This is a genomic window from Psychromonas sp. psych-6C06 (genome assembly GCF_002835465.1).
In the GTDB taxonomy this organism is placed as follows: Bacteria; Pseudomonadota; Gammaproteobacteria; order Enterobacterales; family Psychromonadaceae; genus Psychromonas.
Window position 1 is genome coordinate 1 of sequence record NZ_PIZM01000013.1, and the last position, 16,846, is coordinate 16,846.

Genomic DNA, 16,846 nt, shown 5'->3' on the forward strand with positions numbered 1-16,846 from the left:
ACCCACTGACCGTACACGCCGCGCTGACGAGCCATAATAAGCTGACTCGGCCTTGCTATTCGGGCTCGAGGCCCAGTTGACTATTCGAGTTTAATGCTTGGAGTCCTATACAACGTTCTCACTTGTTAACGGTCTCTCAAATGAGGAGCCTGCAATTTACCGAACTGTTGTATAAGAAGGCTTTGGTTGCAGCCAAAGCTTGGGCCTCACTTTACCTAAACGGGTTTAAAAGGTAACTATTTGGTGGGGTAATTATCCATACAAGGCAATTAAACGGAACTAAAACAGTGGGTTACGTTTCGCTTCGCTACACATTATAACCCACAATTTTAGTCCGCTTAGCGCGGCGTTATCAGGCTTACGAAATTGGCTTTTGGGTTGTTGTGAGTTTGGTCGTGTTTGGAAGGGCAGTTTTCAATTGAATGTGTTGTGCCTTGTGGTTTTAAAGTAACATTCAAAGTATTTCAGCTTCGGTGTCAAACCTTGGCTTTTCACTGGATTTAAAATAAGTGTTCAGTTTCACATTCATTGTGCAACTTTCTATTTATTAACGGCGCTAAAACCTATTTAGGTTTACACTCGCCGTGCTAACAAGGCGTTTAAACGGAACAAAAACAGTTGGCTTTTGTTCGTGCCTCACAAAGTATAGCCAACTATTTTTGTCCGCTTAACGCGGCGTTAACTGGCTTGATATATTCGCATATATCTATTGTTCATCACTTAAATTTCAGACGTTATAATTGATATATGGTAACTATCTGTTTTATATATTGGTATTTATTAATCTGTTGTTGTGGGGATATAGAATTCAGGTATTATTGCCTTTTAAGTTATTTAGTGCCTAATGAGATACTTTTAAGGAGCAATAATGAAAACAAAATTTGGGATGATCTTTATAATTCTTACTAGTTCACTGGTCTCAGCGAACAGTGAATCTATCCACATCCCCAATAATGATCGACAGCCACTGAATATTGCTAATCAGCCTCTATCTGTAGATAAGTTATATAATTCATATCTTAGTAAACAGGTAAGTGAAAGAAGGTTAGCTGAAATGTATTTTATTGGAGTTATCGATAGCACAGAAGGCACCGAGTGGTGTGGTTTTCAGAGTGTTAAGGCAACATCAGTACAAGAACTCGCTTTCTCTGCTATAGAAGCTGCTATACATACGAAACCTTCAGAAAGAGCATCTAAAGTTATAATTTCAAAATTACACAACACACTGCCATGTAAGGAACAAAAATGAGACCTAGTTTTCATAAATTATCTTCTAATTTCTATTCTGCCACTGCATATATGCCAAACTACCTAAGTGGTGATAAATTGTATGATGAAGTCGGCCTAAGCTACCAAGGCCTCATAAAACAAAATGCAGCTTATGCGAATACTTGTGCTACCAGGATGAGTTTAGCGTTACTTAAGTCAGGAATTATTTTTGACGGAAGGTTACAAATAAAGTCTGGTAAGTTTAAAGGGAGGTACTTGGAAACTGGTGCAAAATTACTTGCCGATCAACTGATGAGGCCAAGTGTATTTGGAAAGCCCAAAATTTATCGCCCAAATAACTTTAGCAACCAAGTATTAGGCTCTAAAGGTGTTGTGCTATTTTGGAAAATTGACGGATATGGTGGTGGTCACATCGATTTAATAGATTCAACCAATGTCGATAATGACGCAGAATGTAGTTCAGCTTGTTATTATGATTGTAGAGAAATATGGTTTTGGGAATTAAAGTAGCTTTCGAGCAAGAGCCAGTTAACAAGTCGTTTAAACGGAATAAAAACAGTTGGCCATTGCTTCGCGATTGTAGCCAACCATTAATTTCGGTTTAACGAGGCGTTATGTGACAGCTGTAAACGTGCGTAGTCACATTATCGAGAATTTTTCGCCCCAATAACGGGATAAATTACTGCTTATATTTATTTTTGATATATTAAGGTATAAAAATAAATTGGTTATATTGCATCTTGGTATTTGCTAATTTCTAGTCACAACACACAACATGATAGGCTATTGATGAGAACAATAGCTTTTAAATAACATTGGAATTATCAAAAAGATATGTAGCAGTTCAAACTGTCTTATAGCTAGCATACAATTAAGGATTTATATATGCCACAGTATCAACTTTTCGTACACGAAGAAAATAAAGGTTTGACTTATTTAGAAGCGAATACTGAAACCTACAATCAAGAGAAAGAACAGTTATTAGGTCAAGGTTTCATTATAGATACTAATTACTATATTCAAGCTAAATCAGGCGCTGAGGCATTGGCCCAATATGGTGATATAACAACGGAAGCGTTATATAATTATGCGCCAACAGTTATCTCAGCCCAAGGCGCTGTTGAGTCTACAGGTTTAAACCTTTGGAATACAAAAGCTTTAGCAACAAAAATAAAAAAAGACCTATTATCAGAAACTGAATGGAAAAATTATTACCTAGCAGGCTCATTAATTATTACCATATCAATCTATGTAGCATCTCTATTTCCGAGAGAAAATACCTTGTCTATTCTGATTGAGGCAATATTAATGATTGGTATTTTTATATTTGGCATTAACACTACCTTTACTACACATAAAAACAACGGCAAACCTGTTTGTAATTACATTGCAAAAATGGTCTCGCTATTCGTGCCACTAACTATCAAGTTTATTATTTTTTCATTTTCAGTAGGCTTTGCAATAGGCATGGCTGAAGTTTCTGGTTTACCTCCTTTCTTTGCTGATTGGGTGTTTGTTGTACTGAATGTAGCGGTACAAGCATTGATCTTCTGGCGTTTAAACGTTCATTTACATAGCATTAACTCATAACAAGCATTTTAAACGAAACTAAAACAGTGGGTTATTGTTCGTTCCTAAAGATCTGGACATCCGTACACTTTAGCAATTCAATGCGTACCCAAAAATTTCCGATACTTTTTCTTACTGTTAAGAAAAAGTGACTCGCTGAAAGGAGAAATGTGTGCAAAGTAGGTTCAAATATTGAATGGATGAGCGCAGACGAGTTAGAAAATATTTCGGAATGGCACTCACTGAGAACCAGTCTAATCCAGTTAGTAAATAGGTTTTTGACAAACAATTTGTGCAATCGCGCGATCTGGATTGCGTTTTATCCCTTCAAAATAGTGCAAACAGTGCCAGCCTTCAAAGTGTGTTTTTAACTCATTTTCTTGTAATAAAAAGGCATCACGATTCGGGCGTCCAAATTGCCTGTTCTCAGTGGTGAAGGTTTCATAAATAATCAATCCACCCGGCGCAATCGCTTGGTGAATTTGAGCCATTAGTGGGCGATGTAAATAGCGAAACACGATAATAGCTTGATAACTTTCTGCCGGGAGTTGAAAGTTGCCGTTTTCAAAGTCTGCGCAAATACATTGTGACGCGTCAATCATCGCGTTTGTTTTTAAGCGACTTAAAAGGTCTTGATTATGATCAGCAAAGTGCACCGGCAAACCCTGCTGATGTAAAAATAAACCGTTACGCCCATTGCCACAGGCCAGATCAAGTATCGGTTTTTCATTTTCCTTGAAGTAAGGTAAATAGCTCTCTAATAACGGTGAATGCGTCATTAATTTAGCGCCTCAATCAGAGCTTTAATATTTTTAAGGGGGTGGATCGTTTGATTGCCTTTAACAAATTGTTGCATCGATTTATGGTAAGCCACTTCGGGTATAAAGATCTGCTCTTTACCGTGACTCAACGCTTCGCGAACACGAGGCACTATTTGTGGAACTTGACGAAGCTCGCCGGTTAATGCCACTTCGCCAATAAAAACCGCGTTTTCAGGCAAAGGTCTTGAGTTAATTGAACTGAGCAAGGCAGCCGTCACTGCCATATCGGTAGAGGTTTCCGAGTCTGCCATTTTAAGGCCGCCTACCAAACTGATATTAATATCGTAATAGGTGGGGATACCGCCATGCTTTTTAAGTACCGCGGTAATAAGTGATAAACGACTATAGGAAACCCCAATACAGTTACGGATAGATTTCTCTCCCTCAACTTCGGTGGCAAGTGCCTGAATCTCAATTAACAAATTACGCGCACCATCTTTAATGACGGTAATTGCAGAGCCTTCAAAATGTTCTTCACTGCCGGATAAAAATAGTCGGCTAGGGTTATCTACCGAGCGCATACCAAATTCGGTCATCTGAAAAATACCGACCTGCTCGGTATCACCAAAACGGTTTTTATCGGCACGTAAAATACGCACTGATGCGTCATTAACTTCTATGTGGATCGCGGTATCAATAATGTGTTTGAGTGTTTGTGGGCCTGCCATCTGCGAATTTTTATTCACCTGCCCAACTAAAATAAGGGTGATACCGTGTTGCTTACACAGGCGGTTTAAAATTTTGGCGCAGGTTTTAACCTGAGTAACACCACCAGCACTACCATCTACTGCATTTGATTCAAAGGCTTGAATGGAGTCAGCAATTAAGAACTTGATGTTATTTTCAATACACTGATCAACAATATCTTCGATACTGTCGGTATCGCTAAGCATAAAGTTTGCTTCATTAAAGTTAAGTTTAAGGCGTTCAAGGCCACGTTTTGCCCATTGGCTTAAACTCTCTTCTGCGGTCACATAAAGGGTGTTCATGTTTTGTGACATCACTTCGGCGACTTTGGTTAATAACGTGGTTTTACCCGAACCCGGATCACCACTGATTAACACTACAGAGCCCAAGGTAATGCCTCCGCCGAGGACGCGATCGAGCTCAGAAAGTCCAGTGGAAACACGTGTTGCATTCTCAACCTGTACTTGATTTATACGTTGCACACCAATGCTTGGCCCGGCATAACCACCGCTAGTATTGCGTTTTACCGCTGCATTAACCGATTTTGTTGTGCTGGTGGGCTCGCGAAATTCAGTGATGGTGTTCCATGCCTTACATTCGCTACATTGACCTTGCCATTTGGTAAAGTCGGCGCCACATTCGCTGCACACGTAGGCGATTTTTGTTTTTGCTTTAGCCATGGAATTAACTGTCCTGTTCGCTTAGTTGTATGTTGTATTGTGTGATTGCTTTTTGGCAATCTTGATAAGAGTAACCACGCGAGACAAGAAAACGCAGCGCTTTATCCTGCTGTTTTTTATCGCTGATTGGCTCTCTAAACTTACCATTGAGTAGTTTTAGCGCATCGCCCAATGCATCGTAATCTTCGATTGGATAGGCTTCATTATGGCATTCTATCGCGCTAAAAATATGTTCAAAAGTATGACCTTTGTTTTGCAGGAAGGCCATCACTTTCTGTTTCAAGTGCGCATTCTCTATTCGCTGTCGATAACGCTTATCAAGGAGCTGCGTGGCGCTATCAATATAATCAAATTGACTGGCTTGAAAGTGGTGCGATGCTTGTTGCTGGCTGATCCCTTTTTGCTGCAGATCGCGCTGTATGCGGTTAATGCCATAACCTTTGTTCTGTGCGCTACGAATAAAGCTTTCTGTAAAACGATCATCATCAAGGTACCGATAGCTATAACACTCATCAATCACCGCATCAATCCACTGTTGATTATCAGTTTTTCGGCTAAGTTTACTGCGTAGCTCTTGCTCACTGTGATCGCGTCGGCTCAAATGCCAAAAGGCAGAACGTTTCACCGCTTCGATATCATTTGCAGGTTTTATGGGTTTATTAAATGCCATCGTGTTACTCAGCCTTAAAGGGAAACGGTTTATGCACAATGCCGCTTTTATCGTTATCTTTCAACAGCGCATCAAATTACGTTTTGCGATTTTAACTGTACTTTATTTAACGAGGTTATTTAGGGAATTAACTTGATCTCATCGATAAAGAGGGTGATAGGCTCTTTTAGCTTGTACATATAAAAATCGATACCAGCCATCTGTGTTAAATCGATATCTCTTGCCGTAGGGTTTTGTTGAATATCTATTAAACTGATTTGATGCGTGGACCAGCCCGGTGGCAATAACACGGTACGACCAAATCGATAGGCACGTGTGGCATGTTTCTTACCATAATGTTTGTCAGTCATGATAATACGCAACGGTACGGTGGTCTGATTCGGGTTAAAAAAATCGAATTGTAGCTGTTGATAAGCTGCATTTTCATTTACATCACCTGTTTGCCAATTTTCTTCAAAGTAGCGCAGAACTACTCGACTTGCTTTACGGCTTTCAAAGCGTGCCTGTAGTATATTGTGATTACGGCCCTTATATCCTTCTGGCAATGTGTCGATATTGATAATGCTAATTGGACCATCAGCTTTCCATCGAGTTAGTGCTGTTTGATTGTAATAGTTGGCGATAACTGGAAGATCTTTGCGCAGGCGGTATTCATCATAGGCGGTTAAGATTGTTGGCGTTAATAGAGTAATTAGAACAAAGGCATAACTTGCCCTTAAAGCCATTTTTATCGGCTGACTTGGTGTGAAATTTCCCAAATAAAAAAGCGCAAGTAGCGTACCTAAGTAGTTATAAAAGAGATCTTCTACCTCTGCACTGCGATAAAAAAGGGGTTGCAATAGTTCGATGCAAGTTCCGATGATAAAACAGCTTAGGCTTAACAGCAGAAATTGTCGCTTAAAATTAGCACGCCTAACATAGGGGATTTTTTTTAATGCAAGCGAGCTAAAAAAAGCAAACACAACGATATGCCCTAGTGGCCATAAGGTTAAAATTAAGCGAAAAGGAAGTAATTCGGGGATCTCACCAAATAGCATGGTGATTAACAGTGTTGCTATCAGAATAAGAGAAGCTTTTTTAAACATAGTGAGCATCGGTTGCAAAAAAGGCAGAATAAACCGACTCGCAGGGCAGTGCAATCTATAATATTGATTAATCAGTGGTGATTTTCAAATGATATTCTATATTATGAGAATATTTGGCGTTATTAAGGTTAATATGGATGTTTTAAATCAACAGGGAGAGATCATAGAGTTAGATACAGGCTTTCGATTTGGCGATGCTTTTTTCTCGTTGTTAAACTTCATAAAAAAACCGACTCCCCACGATGCAAAACGAACGACCTGTGAAGCACAGTGCTACCTTTTTTATCGCGATATTATGAATTATGGTTTTGTAGACTCCCATAATCAACACCTTGCCGATGGTCGTTTAGATCTTGCTGCTAAAAACCTAAATGCAATTAATGATATTGCCGTTGACGATTTAACAGGGTTAAAAAAGAAAGAGTATTTAAAACGTAAATTAATCAGCCTTGAAAGTGAAGTTTATCTAGGAGAGCTGTCAGACTTTTCCCTCATTATTTGTGATCTAGATAAATTTAAAGATATTAACGATGATTTTGGACATTCAGTCGGTGATGATGTATTGGAATTATTTGGTAAACTTCTTTTAGAAACCATAAGGCCTAGCGACTTCGCTTACCGCTACGGCGGTGAAGAATTTCTTATTCTTTTACCTGAAACCAATTTACAGGAAGCATCATTAGTTGCGAAACGTCTCTGTTTGGTGATTGATGAGCGCTTACAGGTGGGTCACTATGGGCTTAATCAAGTCACCGCTTTTGATCTTCCTAAATCAGAGTTCTTGGAAGAAGAGTCGGGAATTAATGATGCTTTTTTCTTGGCAAGGAATGTGACTTGTAGTTTTGGGGTTGCCAATTATCTTGAAAATGATCAATCGACCGATACTTTGTTTTTAAGCGCCGACGAAAACCTTTATATTGCTAAGGAAAATGGGCGCAACCAAGTTGCGCCTTAGTTGCTACTAGTCTATTGAGATTAGTTCAGGTCTAGCCATTAATGGCGATATTTGCTCCTTCGCATCATCAATCTGTTGCAGTGCGCGTTTAAGAGAACTACGTAGATACTTTTTCAAATGTTTACTGGCAATATCTGGATTTATTCCCTTTAATCGACAAAATAGGGCTAGAGCAAAGACCATTTTATCTTCTGATAAACAGGCATGTCGATTTGCTGCTGCATTATAGCAACTGCCACAACCCCCTCTAAATGTGTAAGCTGAGTTACTCATTAAAATACCAAAACCCATAAATACGGCCAAAATTTCCGTTGCAGGCGCAAATAATTGCTTTCCTCCCAATGGGGTGATCTGTGTTTGCGCGACTAAATGCTGCGCAATATAATGCGCGAAGCTGGCACTCAAATCTTCAGGCTTTAAGGTTTGATTTAGGTTGTAGGTAATAGTCAGGGGATGTTCACTGTGAAAAGGGAGCAGTGTTGAGTCTGCAGAGTTACGTTTGACACCCGCACTAAAATCAAGGTTTAAAAAAGCGGGAGGCAGGCTTGCAAATGCAGCAGGATGCACCAATTGCATCGGCCAATGGCTCAATCCAGTATATTTAAGCGTTGCGCCAAATACAGTATTAGCAACCGCTTGATGACTATCGACGTTGCCAGGAAAGAATTTATCGCTAGGCTCAATTAATTGTGTACGCTGAAAAAACTCTTCGCTATCAAAATGTGCAAGTGCCCAATCGAAGGTGTTAAATATCCACTTTGCATCCTCATCCGTGAGTAGTGGCTTTGCCTTAAAAATATTAAACATGGGATCCGTCTCAATAAAATGAAGGCGTGATGATAACGTATTGTGACTTTGAGTTTCGTGATCCGCTAGGCGTTTAACTTTCTTTGTATAACGAATAAACGCTGCCCTAACAAAACAGCCGCTACAGTTAACCCCATAGTAATACCTATCCAAAAACCTTTTGCACCTAATGCAGGGATTAGATAATCCGTCATCGCAAGGAGATAACCCAGTGGCAAGCCGACAACCCAATAAGCGATAAAAGTACGTGTAAAAATAGCGGTCATCTCTTTATAGCCACGTAAAGCACCAGCTGCAACAACTTGAATGGCATCCACACACTGATAAAGGGCCGCAAATAACAGCAGTGTAATGGCAAGTTGAATAACCGCTTCATTATCAGTATACAGTGTTGCAATCTCATATTTAAAAATCACAGTTAACAGCGCTGTAATAGCAGAAAGACCCAAACCAATCGCTAAGCCTGAATAAGTTGATACTTTAGCCCCTCGGGTATTTTTTTGGCCTAAATTAAAACCAACACGAATACTAACCGCACTACCGATACTCATGGGTAACATAAATACCATGCTTGAGAAATTCATTGCTATTTGGTGCGATGCAACAACCAAAGCACCTAATGGAGCGACTAATACGGCAATACCCGCAAAGATAGTCACCTCAAAAAACATGGCGACCGCGACGGGTAACCCTAATGCTGAAATCGAGAAGATTTGTTTCAAATAGGGGCGTTGAAAATGTTTGAACAGTGGAAACTGCTGTAATTTTCTGGTGATTGCTACATAAGCGGCTAAGGCAAAAAGCATAAACCAGTAAACGAGTGTTGTAGCAATACCGCAACCGACACCGCCTAATGCAGGCATGCCAAATTGCCCATAGACAAATATCCAGTTAAGCGGGATATTTAAAATTAAGCCAGCAAAACCAATCACCATTGCCGGTTTGGTTAAGGATAAACCTTCGATATAATTGCGTAATGCTTGAAATAGTAAAAAAGCAGGGACTGCTGGTAAAACCGCATACAAATATTGTGTCGTGATGGTCTTAAGTGCCGGTTCAATAGACATATAACCAACAATGGTGCCGGCATTGTAAAGAATTAAGATAATTGGTATCGACAGTAATAGCGCAAGGTATAAACCTTGCTGTCCTGTTTTAGGTATTTCCTGCAAGTCATTTGCACCATGCGCCTGTGCAGTTAATGGAATAAGCGCCATTAACACTCCAACGCCAAATAAAATACAGGGTAGCCAAATACTGGCTGCGATAGAAACGGCGGCCATATCGTTTGCACTCACGCCACCAGCCATGATGGTATCCACAAACCCCATCGCAGTTTGCGCAAATTGAGCAATAAAAAGTGGCATACTTAATTTGAGAATTTTAGTTATTTCTTGAGAGTATGACACACTGGCTCCAGTGGAGAGGGGAAAGTTGCAGTCTATGCCGATCAGATGCGGCACGCAATGCCCGATTCAGATTATTTTTGTAAAAATAGTCACGATCAAACACATATTTTTATAAAAAAAGTCAAGCAGGAAAGTATGGCCCGAGTAAACTCAATAAAGTTGCAATAAGAAGGGAATTTATAATGGGGTTACAAACACTTAAGCACTTCTTTAATCCAAAAACCATTGCCGTCATTGGTGCGTCAGTTCAACCGCATCGTGCCGGATACTTAGTGATGAATAATCTATTAGCGGAGGGGTTTAATGGTCCCATTATGCCGGTTACGCCTAAATATCGTTCTGTACATGGGGTGCTTGCTTATAAAACCATTGCCGATTTACCAATTACCCCAGAGCTAGCAGTGATTTGTACCAACGAATTTCGAATTGCAGAGATTTTGCCTGCGTTAGCAGAAAAAGGCTGTAAATCGGCCATTATTGTGACGACACCCAGCGATGCATCACTTTCCGATGAAATTTATCTACTGGCTAAATCATTAAATATTCGCCTGCTTGGCATGAGTAGTTTGGGACTAATTAACCCGCATGCCCAAGTAAATGCAAGCCTCGCACATTGTAGTGCTCTGAAGGGAAATATTGCTTTCATTTCCCAGTCTGCAGCCGTTTGTACTACGGTATTAGATTGGGCAAATAGCAAGCAAATTGGTTTTTCTGCATTTATCTCACTAGGTGACGCGCAGGATATTGGTTTTGCTGAGTTATTAGATTATTTAGCCCGTGATAGTAAAACACAATCTATTCTGTTGTATGTTGATAGCATCAAAAATGCACGTGAATTTTTATCGGCCGCACGTGCTATTTCACAGCATAAATCGGTGTTAGTAATAAAATCGGGAAGCTCGCAATTGGGCGCAAAAGCAGCTGCGCTTCATAGTAAAGGCCAGTTTGGCCACGATAGTGTTTACGACGCAGCTATCAAGAGAGCAGGTATGCTTCGTGTGCATGATTTACATGAATTGTTCGCGGCCGTAGAAACTTTAGCTTATTCCAATTATCTACATGGTGAGCGCCTTGCTATCATCACCAATGGTGGTGGTCTAGGCATTATGGCGGTGGATAATTTAGTGACGGAAGGAGGTAGGCTAGCCGAATTAGATGCGCCATTATTATCCAAATTAGACAGTTGTCTCCCTAAAAATTGGTCGCGCAATAATCCTATTGATATGATCGGCGATGCCGATCCGAAACGTTATGCGACAGCCCTCAGCCATTTAATGGATAGCGATCAAGTAGATGCTATATTAATTATGCACTCTCCATCTGCATTATCAGATAGCCAAAACAGTGCCAAAGCAATTATAGAGGTCATAAAAAATCACCCCAAGCGTAAACAGATTAATATTCTCACCAATTGGACCGGAGAGGAGGCCGCGAGACCAGCTCGAACCTTATTTACGCAAGCTAAAATCCCTACTTTTAGAACCCCTAAGGGGGCCGTAACCGCTTTTATGCACCTTGTGCAATATCGTCGTAATAAAAAACTGTTGCTAGAAACGCCAACGACTTTACCGGAGAATTTAGTCTACGACACAACCTATGCACATCAATATATTACTGATGTGGTGCATCCTGAAACGCTATCCACTAAATTAGATACCTATTTAGCGACACCGCTTTTAGCTGCTTATCATCTAAACACGATTAAAACCGAAGTGGCAAATGATGAAGAGCAGGCATTAGCGTTAGGTAAAGAGATCGGTTTCCCGCTAGCAGTGAAAATTAATTCGCCAGATATTGAATATAAATCACAGGTACATGGTGTTATCCTGAATATTAATAACCAGCAGGAGCTGTTTTTAGGATTAAGCGCAATTAATAAACGTGTAAAAAGTCTTTTACCAGAAGCTCGCTTAACCGGCTTTACATTACAAAAAATGGTCGCCAGTGGGATCGGTTTAGAGCTACGTGTGATGATCAAGCAAGATCCGACCTTCGGGCCGATTATTGCCGTTTCGCAGGAGAGTGATGCGCGCGATTTACAGACTACTTTAGAAAACGCAGTGGTTGCTCTGCCACCATTAAACATGGCATTGGCACGTTATCTGATGATTCAGGGCATTAAAGATAATAAAATTAAAATTAAGCGTGCCGCACAGGACTTTGATATGGATGCGGTATGCCTAATGCTGACCCGTATTTCACAAATGTTATTAGATAATCCTGAGATTAAAGATTTAGATCTCAACCCGGTGCTCGTAGTTGGCGATCAAGTCACCATTCTTGATAGTCAAATTCATCTCGCATTGGCAAGTGAGGGATATTTTGGCCAACTCGCTATCAGCCCCTATCCCAAACAGCTTGAAGAAGATGTGTTGCTACGCAATGGGCAAAGCGTTTTGGTGCGTCCTATCACCGCGGAAGATGAAGCGCGTCATCAGTTATTTGATGCTGCGTTAACCGAAGAAGATCGCTATAAACGTTACTTTTCACAGCGTGGAAAAATGAGCCATGAAGAGATGGCGATGTTAACTCAGATAGATTATGAACGGGAAATGGCCTTCATTGCAGTGCGTCTTGATGAAAACAGTGAGCAGGAAACCTTAGCAGTAGTGCGCGCCTCAATTGATCCTGATAACATTGATGCTGAGTTTGCCATGATAGTACGCTCTGATTTACAGGGCCTTGGCTTGGGTAAACTGATGCTTGATAAATTGATCCGCTATCAAAAAACCAAGGGCACGCTGTATTTAACCGGCATGACCATGCTTTCCAATGTTGGCATGGCAACGCTGGCTAAAAAATTAGGGTTTGAAGTACAGCGTGATATCGAAGAGGGGGTGATTAATATGTCGCTTTCTCTAAAAAAAGCAGAAAATATAGAACAATAGGAACAAGCTAAAACAATGTTTCCATCCATTTTAAAGCTAGCAACAGTGATTGCGTTATTTTGTTTTCCGATGAGTTTGCTGGCATCAAGTGTTGTGTCACTCTCCACACCGCGCTGTCAGAAAATGCAGCAATTAGGCGTAATACAAGCTGAGGCGCCGGTGCAATGTGAGCGCTTACGTGAAGTGCGTTTTGATTATATCGATTTTCAAGGCAAGGTTCATCGAGATGGTTCGTTGGTGGTTATGGATGCCGTTGCTCCTTATGTCAGTGCTATTTTTAAACAGTTATATGAAATTCAATTTCCCATTCATCAAGCAAAACCGATTGAACATTACCACGGTGATGATAAGCGCTCGATGGCGGATAATAATAGCTCCGCCTTTAATTATCGCGCCCTGACAGGCAAGCGCAGTTTATCGTTACACGCCTACGGTTTAGCCATCGATATCAATCCACAACAAAATCCTTTTATTGAGTTTAATGCCCAGGGAATGGCTAAATTTAGCCCCCTTGGCAGTGAAAAATACGCTAACCGTATGCGTTGGCGTTTAGCTAAACAATCACGTATGGGCTTTGCTGAGCAGGTGATTGATATTTTTGCTGATAATGGCTTTTTATATTGGGGAGGTTATTGGGATACCCCCATCGATTATCAACACTTTCAAGTAAGCCGTGATATGGCTACATTAATGACAACACTTTCTGCGCCCGATGCAAAACAGTTTTTTGAAAACTATGTCAATTGGCATCGCAGCTGTAAGGCGATGTATCCGCTTGCTTACTCACAGCATCGTGTTAATGATTATGTACATTATTTGAAAAACAGCTTATCAGTAAAGTCATTGACTCAACATTATCAACTTAAGCCACAGGCGATATTAGCCGCACTGAACAGGCCTGCCAAAAGATCTGCTATCTGCGTTAAACAGTATTAAATGCCATTATAAAATGGATGTTTAGTAAAGATAGTGTCGAAAATTAATAACGGTACCTTCCTCAGTGACTTCAATACCTTCTGCTAATAAACGTTGTTTCTGCTTTAACTGCCGATCACCAGTTAATGACAGTTTACCTTGGCTATTAATAACGCGATGCCAAGCGAGTTTAGTATCGCTAGGTAGCTTAGATAACGTCTTGCCAACATGGCGAGCATGATTAGGGTAACCTGCGCGTTTTGCCAGTTGCCCATAACTGCACAATTTACCCGCTGGCAAAGTCGCTAACACGTTGTAAAGTGACTGTTCAAATTCATTCATGCTATCTGTATCGCCTTTTAATTGAATCACTAATTGCACTTTGCATCCTTAGTGGTTGCGAGTATATTAACTCTTTTGTCGTTCCCATTAAATAAGAGTGCCTTATCATGAGCCAATCCTCCTCTATTGAAGAAAATAATGAACAAGTGATTGAAAAAAATCCACAAGAGAAACATCTTGCCGACTATCAGCCCTCTGACTTTTTAGTAGACAGTTTAGACCTTGAATTTGACCTTTATGATCAAAATACCGTAGTGAAAGCGACCAGTCAGGTGAAACGTGTTGGCGGCGATAACAGTCCGTTAGCTCTTTTTGGTGAACAGCTTAACCTACGTTCGCTTCGCGTTAATCAACAAACATTTGAAAACTATAAACTGGTGGAAGGTGGCATCGAACTGGTTGAATTACCTGAACAGTTCATCCTTGAAATTGAAACCGAAATCAATCCATTGGATAACAAAGCGTTTGAAGGTTTATATAAATCAGGTGATGCTTTTTGTACTCAGTGTGAAGCGGAAGGGTTTCGCCGTATTACCTATTATTTAGACCGACCCGATGTATTAGCAAAATTCAGCACTAAAATTAGTGCAGATAAACAACTTTACCCATCATTACTTTCAAATGGTAACCGTGTTGAGCAAGGTGATTTAGATAACGGCCGTCACTATGTTAAATGGGTTGATCCCTTCCCAAAACCTGCGTATCTATTTGCCCTTGTTGCTGGTGATTTTGATTGTCTACGCGATACCTTTGTGACTAAAAGTGGACGCACGGTTGACCTTGAGTTGTTTGTTGATAAAGGCAATTTAGATAAAACCGCGCATGCGATGTTATCACTTAAAAACGCCATGAAGTGGGATGAAACTCGTTTCAATTTAGAATATGACTTAGATATATACATGATTGTCGCCGTTGATTTCTTCAATATGGGGGCGATGGAAAACAAAGGCCTAAATGTCTTTAACTCTAAGTTTGTATTAGCGAATTCACAAAGTGCCACTGACCAAGATTATTTAGGAATCGAAGCGGTCATCGGCCATGAATATTTTCATAACTGGACCGGAAATCGTATCACCTGCCGAGATTGGTTCCAATTGAGCTTGAAAGAGGGCTTAACGGTATTTCGTGATCAGGAATTTAGCTCCGACATGGGCAGCCGCCCAGTAAACCGAATCGCAAATGTAAAAGTTATGCGTAATCATCAGTTTGCTGAAGATGCAGGACCAATGTCTCACCCTATTCGTCCAGCCTCGGTGATGGAGATGAATAACTTCTACACGGTGACTGTTTACGATAAAGGCTCTGAAGTGATTCGTATGCTACATACCCTATTAGGTGAGCAAAAATTCCAACAGGGGATGGGGCTATATGTTGAACGTCATGATGGTCAGGCCGTTACCTGTGATGATTTTGTAGCTGCCATGACCGATGCCAGTGGTATCGATTTAACGCTGTTTAAACGTTGGTATTCGCAATCGGGTACGCCACAAATCAATATTAGCGATCACTTTGATGCATCAACAAATAGTTATCAACTAACTTTTAAACAGAAAAATTTACCGACCGCTGATCAAAAGAAAAAGGAACCGCTACATATTCCTGTGGATATTGAGCTCTTAGATGCTCAGGGCAATGCATTAGATTTAGGAAATGCTCAATTAACGAAGGTAATTAGTCTGACACAAAAAGAGCAAACCTTTGTATTTAAAGGCTTAAGTGAAAAACCTGTGCCTTGCTTATTCCGTGGATTCTCTGCACCTGTAAAATACACATATGGCTATAGTGATGAACAACTTTTACACCTGATGCGTTTTGCAAGTGATGAATTTTCGCGTTGGGATGCAGGGCAAACGTTATTTAATAAATACTTAGTAAGCAATGTTTTATTAAAACAACAAGGGCAAGCATTTACTCTACCTACGCTGTTTGTAGATGCGTTTAAATCTGTGCTGTTAAACGACCAGTTAGATCCAGCACTGATTGCTGATATGTTTGAGTTTATCAGTGAAAGTGGTGCAATGGAGCTTTTTGACTGTGTTGATATCGAAGCCTTACATGAAGCGCGTAATTACATTATCAAGACACTGGCGACTAGCTTACAAAGTGACTTTGTGACGCTTTATCATCAGCACCATGTTGCCGGTGAATACCAACCTAATAGCGCGGATATTGGGCAGCGTAAATTAGCTAATTGTGCTATCGCTTATATTGCTAAAAGCGATAAAACCCTAGCTAATGAGTTAGTGCTAAAGCAAATTGAAGATTCTAATAATATGACCGTTCACCTCGGTGCGCTTCAAGCTGCAAATAGCGGTAAATTGGCATGTCGTGATGCGGTAATGGCAGACTTTGATGACAAATGGTTTGAAAATGGCTTGGTGATGGACAAATGGTTTGCCCTACAAGCTTCTTTGTCTAGCGATAGTGTGTTGGCAAATATTGAAGCGCTGTTTGCTCATCGTAGTTTTGACTATAGTAACCCGAATCGTTTACGCGCTTTAGTGGGCACCTTTGTCAATGCAAACAGCTATTATTTCCATGCGATTGATGGCAGTGGTTACCGTTTCTTAACCGATCAGTTAATAAAATTGAATAGTCAAAACCCGCAGGTCGCCGCACGTTTAATTACGCCACTGATTCAGTTTAAACGATTGGATAAAACACGCATTGAATTGATCAAATCACAGCTGCAGCGCTTATTGGCGATTGATGATTTATCGCTGGATCTTTATGAAAAAGTGAGCAAAGCATTAGCGCAATAAATAACAGTGCATTAGCTAATAAATAA

At 40.4% G+C, this 16,846-nt stretch carries 14 protein-coding genes; 7 read left to right on the plus strand and 7 right to left on the minus strand.

The features are described 5' to 3' along the window. The first annotated feature begins 868 nt into the window (after positions 1 to 868). From CW745_RS15005 to CW745_RS15015, 3 genes are all read left to right on the plus strand, one after another. A complete protein-coding gene (locus tag CW745_RS15005; protein WP_101109515.1) occupies positions 869 to 1,249 on the plus strand; it encodes a Rap1a/Tai family immunity protein in 381 nt (126 codons plus the stop codon). After that, positions 1,246 to 1,740, plus strand: a complete 495-nt coding sequence (locus CW745_RS15010; RefSeq protein WP_101109516.1) for a T6SS effector amidase Tae4 family protein — start codon at positions 1,246 to 1,248, stop codon at positions 1,738 to 1,740. Before CW745_RS15005 ends, CW745_RS15010 begins: the two co-directional genes overlap by 4 nt. A 375-nt stretch (positions 1,741 to 2,115) precedes the next feature. Next, entirely contained in the window at positions 2,116 to 2,820 is a 705-nt protein-coding gene (locus tag CW745_RS15015; protein ID WP_101109517.1) for a hypothetical protein, read from the plus strand. 242 nt (positions 2,821 to 3,062) lie between these two features. Here CW745_RS15015 and CW745_RS15020 read toward each other — a convergent pair whose 3' ends face one another. The 4 genes from CW745_RS15020 to CW745_RS15035 all read right to left on the minus strand — a co-directional run bounded on the left by CW745_RS15020 (position 3,063) and on the right by CW745_RS15035 (position 6,742). Continuing rightward, a complete protein-coding gene (locus CW745_RS15020; RefSeq protein ID WP_101109518.1) occupies positions 3,063 to 3,578 on the minus strand; it encodes a methyltransferase domain-containing protein in 516 nt (171 codons plus the stop codon). Further along, positions 3,578 to 4,987, minus strand: a complete 1,410-nt coding sequence (gene radA, locus CW745_RS15025) for a DNA repair protein RadA (RefSeq protein WP_101109519.1) — start codon at positions 4,985 to 4,987, stop codon at positions 3,578 to 3,580. Before radA ends, CW745_RS15020 begins: the two co-directional genes overlap by 1 nt. 4 nt (positions 4,988 to 4,991) lie before the next feature. After that, entirely contained in the window at positions 4,992 to 5,657 is a 666-nt protein-coding gene (locus tag CW745_RS15030; protein ID WP_101109520.1) for a regulatory protein RecX, read from the minus strand. 119 nt (positions 5,658 to 5,776) lie between these two features. Then, positions 5,777 to 6,742 carry a VanZ family protein gene (locus CW745_RS15035; protein WP_101109521.1) on the minus strand — a complete coding sequence of 322 codons (966 nt, stop codon included), beginning with the start codon at positions 6,740 to 6,742 and terminating at the stop codon, positions 5,777 to 5,779. A 133-nt stretch (positions 6,743 to 6,875) separates the two neighbouring features. On the opposite strand from CW745_RS15035, the gene CW745_RS15040 reads away from it, so the two are divergent. Beyond that, complete coding sequence (locus CW745_RS15040; protein WP_101109522.1) at positions 6,876 to 7,697, plus strand: GGDEF domain-containing protein; 822 nt, start codon at positions 6,876 to 6,878, stop codon at positions 7,695 to 7,697. 6 nt (positions 7,698 to 7,703) lie between these two features. Here CW745_RS15040 and CW745_RS15045 read toward each other — a convergent pair whose 3' ends face one another. Together CW745_RS15045 and CW745_RS15050 are read right to left on the minus strand one after the other, a co-directional pair. Beyond that, the gene (locus CW745_RS15045; protein WP_101109523.1) at positions 7,704 to 8,504 is read right to left on the minus strand and encodes a hypothetical protein; all 801 of its coding nucleotides are present in this window, start codon (positions 8,502 to 8,504) and stop codon (positions 7,704 to 7,706) included. Between the two features lie 65 nt (positions 8,505 to 8,569). Next, positions 8,570 to 9,913, minus strand: a complete 1,344-nt coding sequence (locus CW745_RS15050) for an MATE family efflux transporter (RefSeq protein WP_101109524.1) — start codon at positions 9,911 to 9,913, stop codon at positions 8,570 to 8,572. Between the two features lie 182 nt (positions 9,914 to 10,095). On the opposite strand from CW745_RS15050, the gene CW745_RS15055 reads away from it, so the two are divergent. Together CW745_RS15055 and CW745_RS15060 are read left to right on the plus strand one after the other, a co-directional pair. Then, positions 10,096 to 12,801, plus strand: coding sequence for a GNAT family N-acetyltransferase (locus CW745_RS15055; RefSeq protein ID WP_101109525.1), 2,706 nt, complete (start codon positions 10,096 to 10,098; stop codon positions 12,799 to 12,801). A gap of 15 nt (positions 12,802 to 12,816) precedes the next feature. Next, complete coding sequence (locus CW745_RS15060) at positions 12,817 to 13,737, plus strand: M15 family metallopeptidase (protein ID WP_238596841.1); 921 nt, start codon at positions 12,817 to 12,819, stop codon at positions 13,735 to 13,737. A gap of 21 nt (positions 13,738 to 13,758) precedes the next feature. On the opposite strand, the gene CW745_RS15065 is transcribed toward CW745_RS15060, so the two are convergent. Then, positions 13,759 to 14,097, minus strand: a complete 339-nt coding sequence (locus tag CW745_RS15065) for an MGMT family protein (RefSeq protein WP_238596842.1) — start codon at positions 14,095 to 14,097, stop codon at positions 13,759 to 13,761. Between the two features lie 68 nt (positions 14,098 to 14,165). On the opposite strand from CW745_RS15065, the gene pepN reads away from it, so the two are divergent. Continuing rightward, a complete protein-coding gene (gene pepN, locus CW745_RS15070; protein WP_101109526.1) occupies positions 14,166 to 16,820 on the plus strand; it encodes an aminopeptidase N in 2,655 nt (884 codons plus the stop codon). The last annotated feature ends 26 nt before the right edge of the window (positions 16,821 to 16,846 follow it).

Excerpts from the sequence above, each read along its gene's own strand:
- CW745_RS15005 (WP_101109515.1), top strand. The coding sequence starts at position 869 with ATGAAAACAAAATTTGGGATGATCTTTATAATTCTTACTAGTTCACTG.
- CW745_RS15010 (WP_101109516.1), top strand. The coding sequence starts at position 1,246 with ATGAGACCTAGTTTTCATAAATTATCTTCTAATTTCTATTCTGCCACT.
- CW745_RS15015 (WP_101109517.1), top strand. The coding sequence starts at position 2,116 with ATGCCACAGTATCAACTTTTCGTACACGAAGAAAATAAAGGTTTGACT.
- CW745_RS15020 (WP_101109518.1), bottom strand. The coding sequence starts at position 3,578 with ATGACGCATTCACCGTTATTAGAGAGCTATTTACCTTACTTCAAGGAA.
- radA (WP_101109519.1), bottom strand. The coding sequence starts at position 4,987 with ATGGCTAAAGCAAAAACAAAAATCGCCTACGTGTGCAGCGAATGTGGC.
- CW745_RS15030 (WP_101109520.1), bottom strand. The coding sequence starts at position 5,657 with ATGGCATTTAATAAACCCATAAAACCTGCAAATGATATCGAAGCGGTG.
- CW745_RS15035 (WP_101109521.1), bottom strand. The coding sequence starts at position 6,742 with ATGTTTAAAAAAGCTTCTCTTATTCTGATAGCAACACTGTTAATCACC.
- CW745_RS15040 (WP_101109522.1), top strand. The coding sequence starts at position 6,876 with ATGGATGTTTTAAATCAACAGGGAGAGATCATAGAGTTAGATACAGGC.
- CW745_RS15045 (WP_101109523.1), bottom strand. The coding sequence starts at position 8,504 with ATGTTTAATATTTTTAAGGCAAAGCCACTACTCACGGATGAGGATGCA.
- CW745_RS15055 (WP_101109525.1), top strand. The coding sequence starts at position 10,096 with ATGGGGTTACAAACACTTAAGCACTTCTTTAATCCAAAAACCATTGCC.
- CW745_RS15060 (WP_238596841.1), top strand. The coding sequence starts at position 12,817 with ATGTTTCCATCCATTTTAAAGCTAGCAACAGTGATTGCGTTATTTTGT.
- pepN (WP_101109526.1), top strand. The coding sequence starts at position 14,166 with ATGAGCCAATCCTCCTCTATTGAAGAAAATAATGAACAAGTGATTGAA.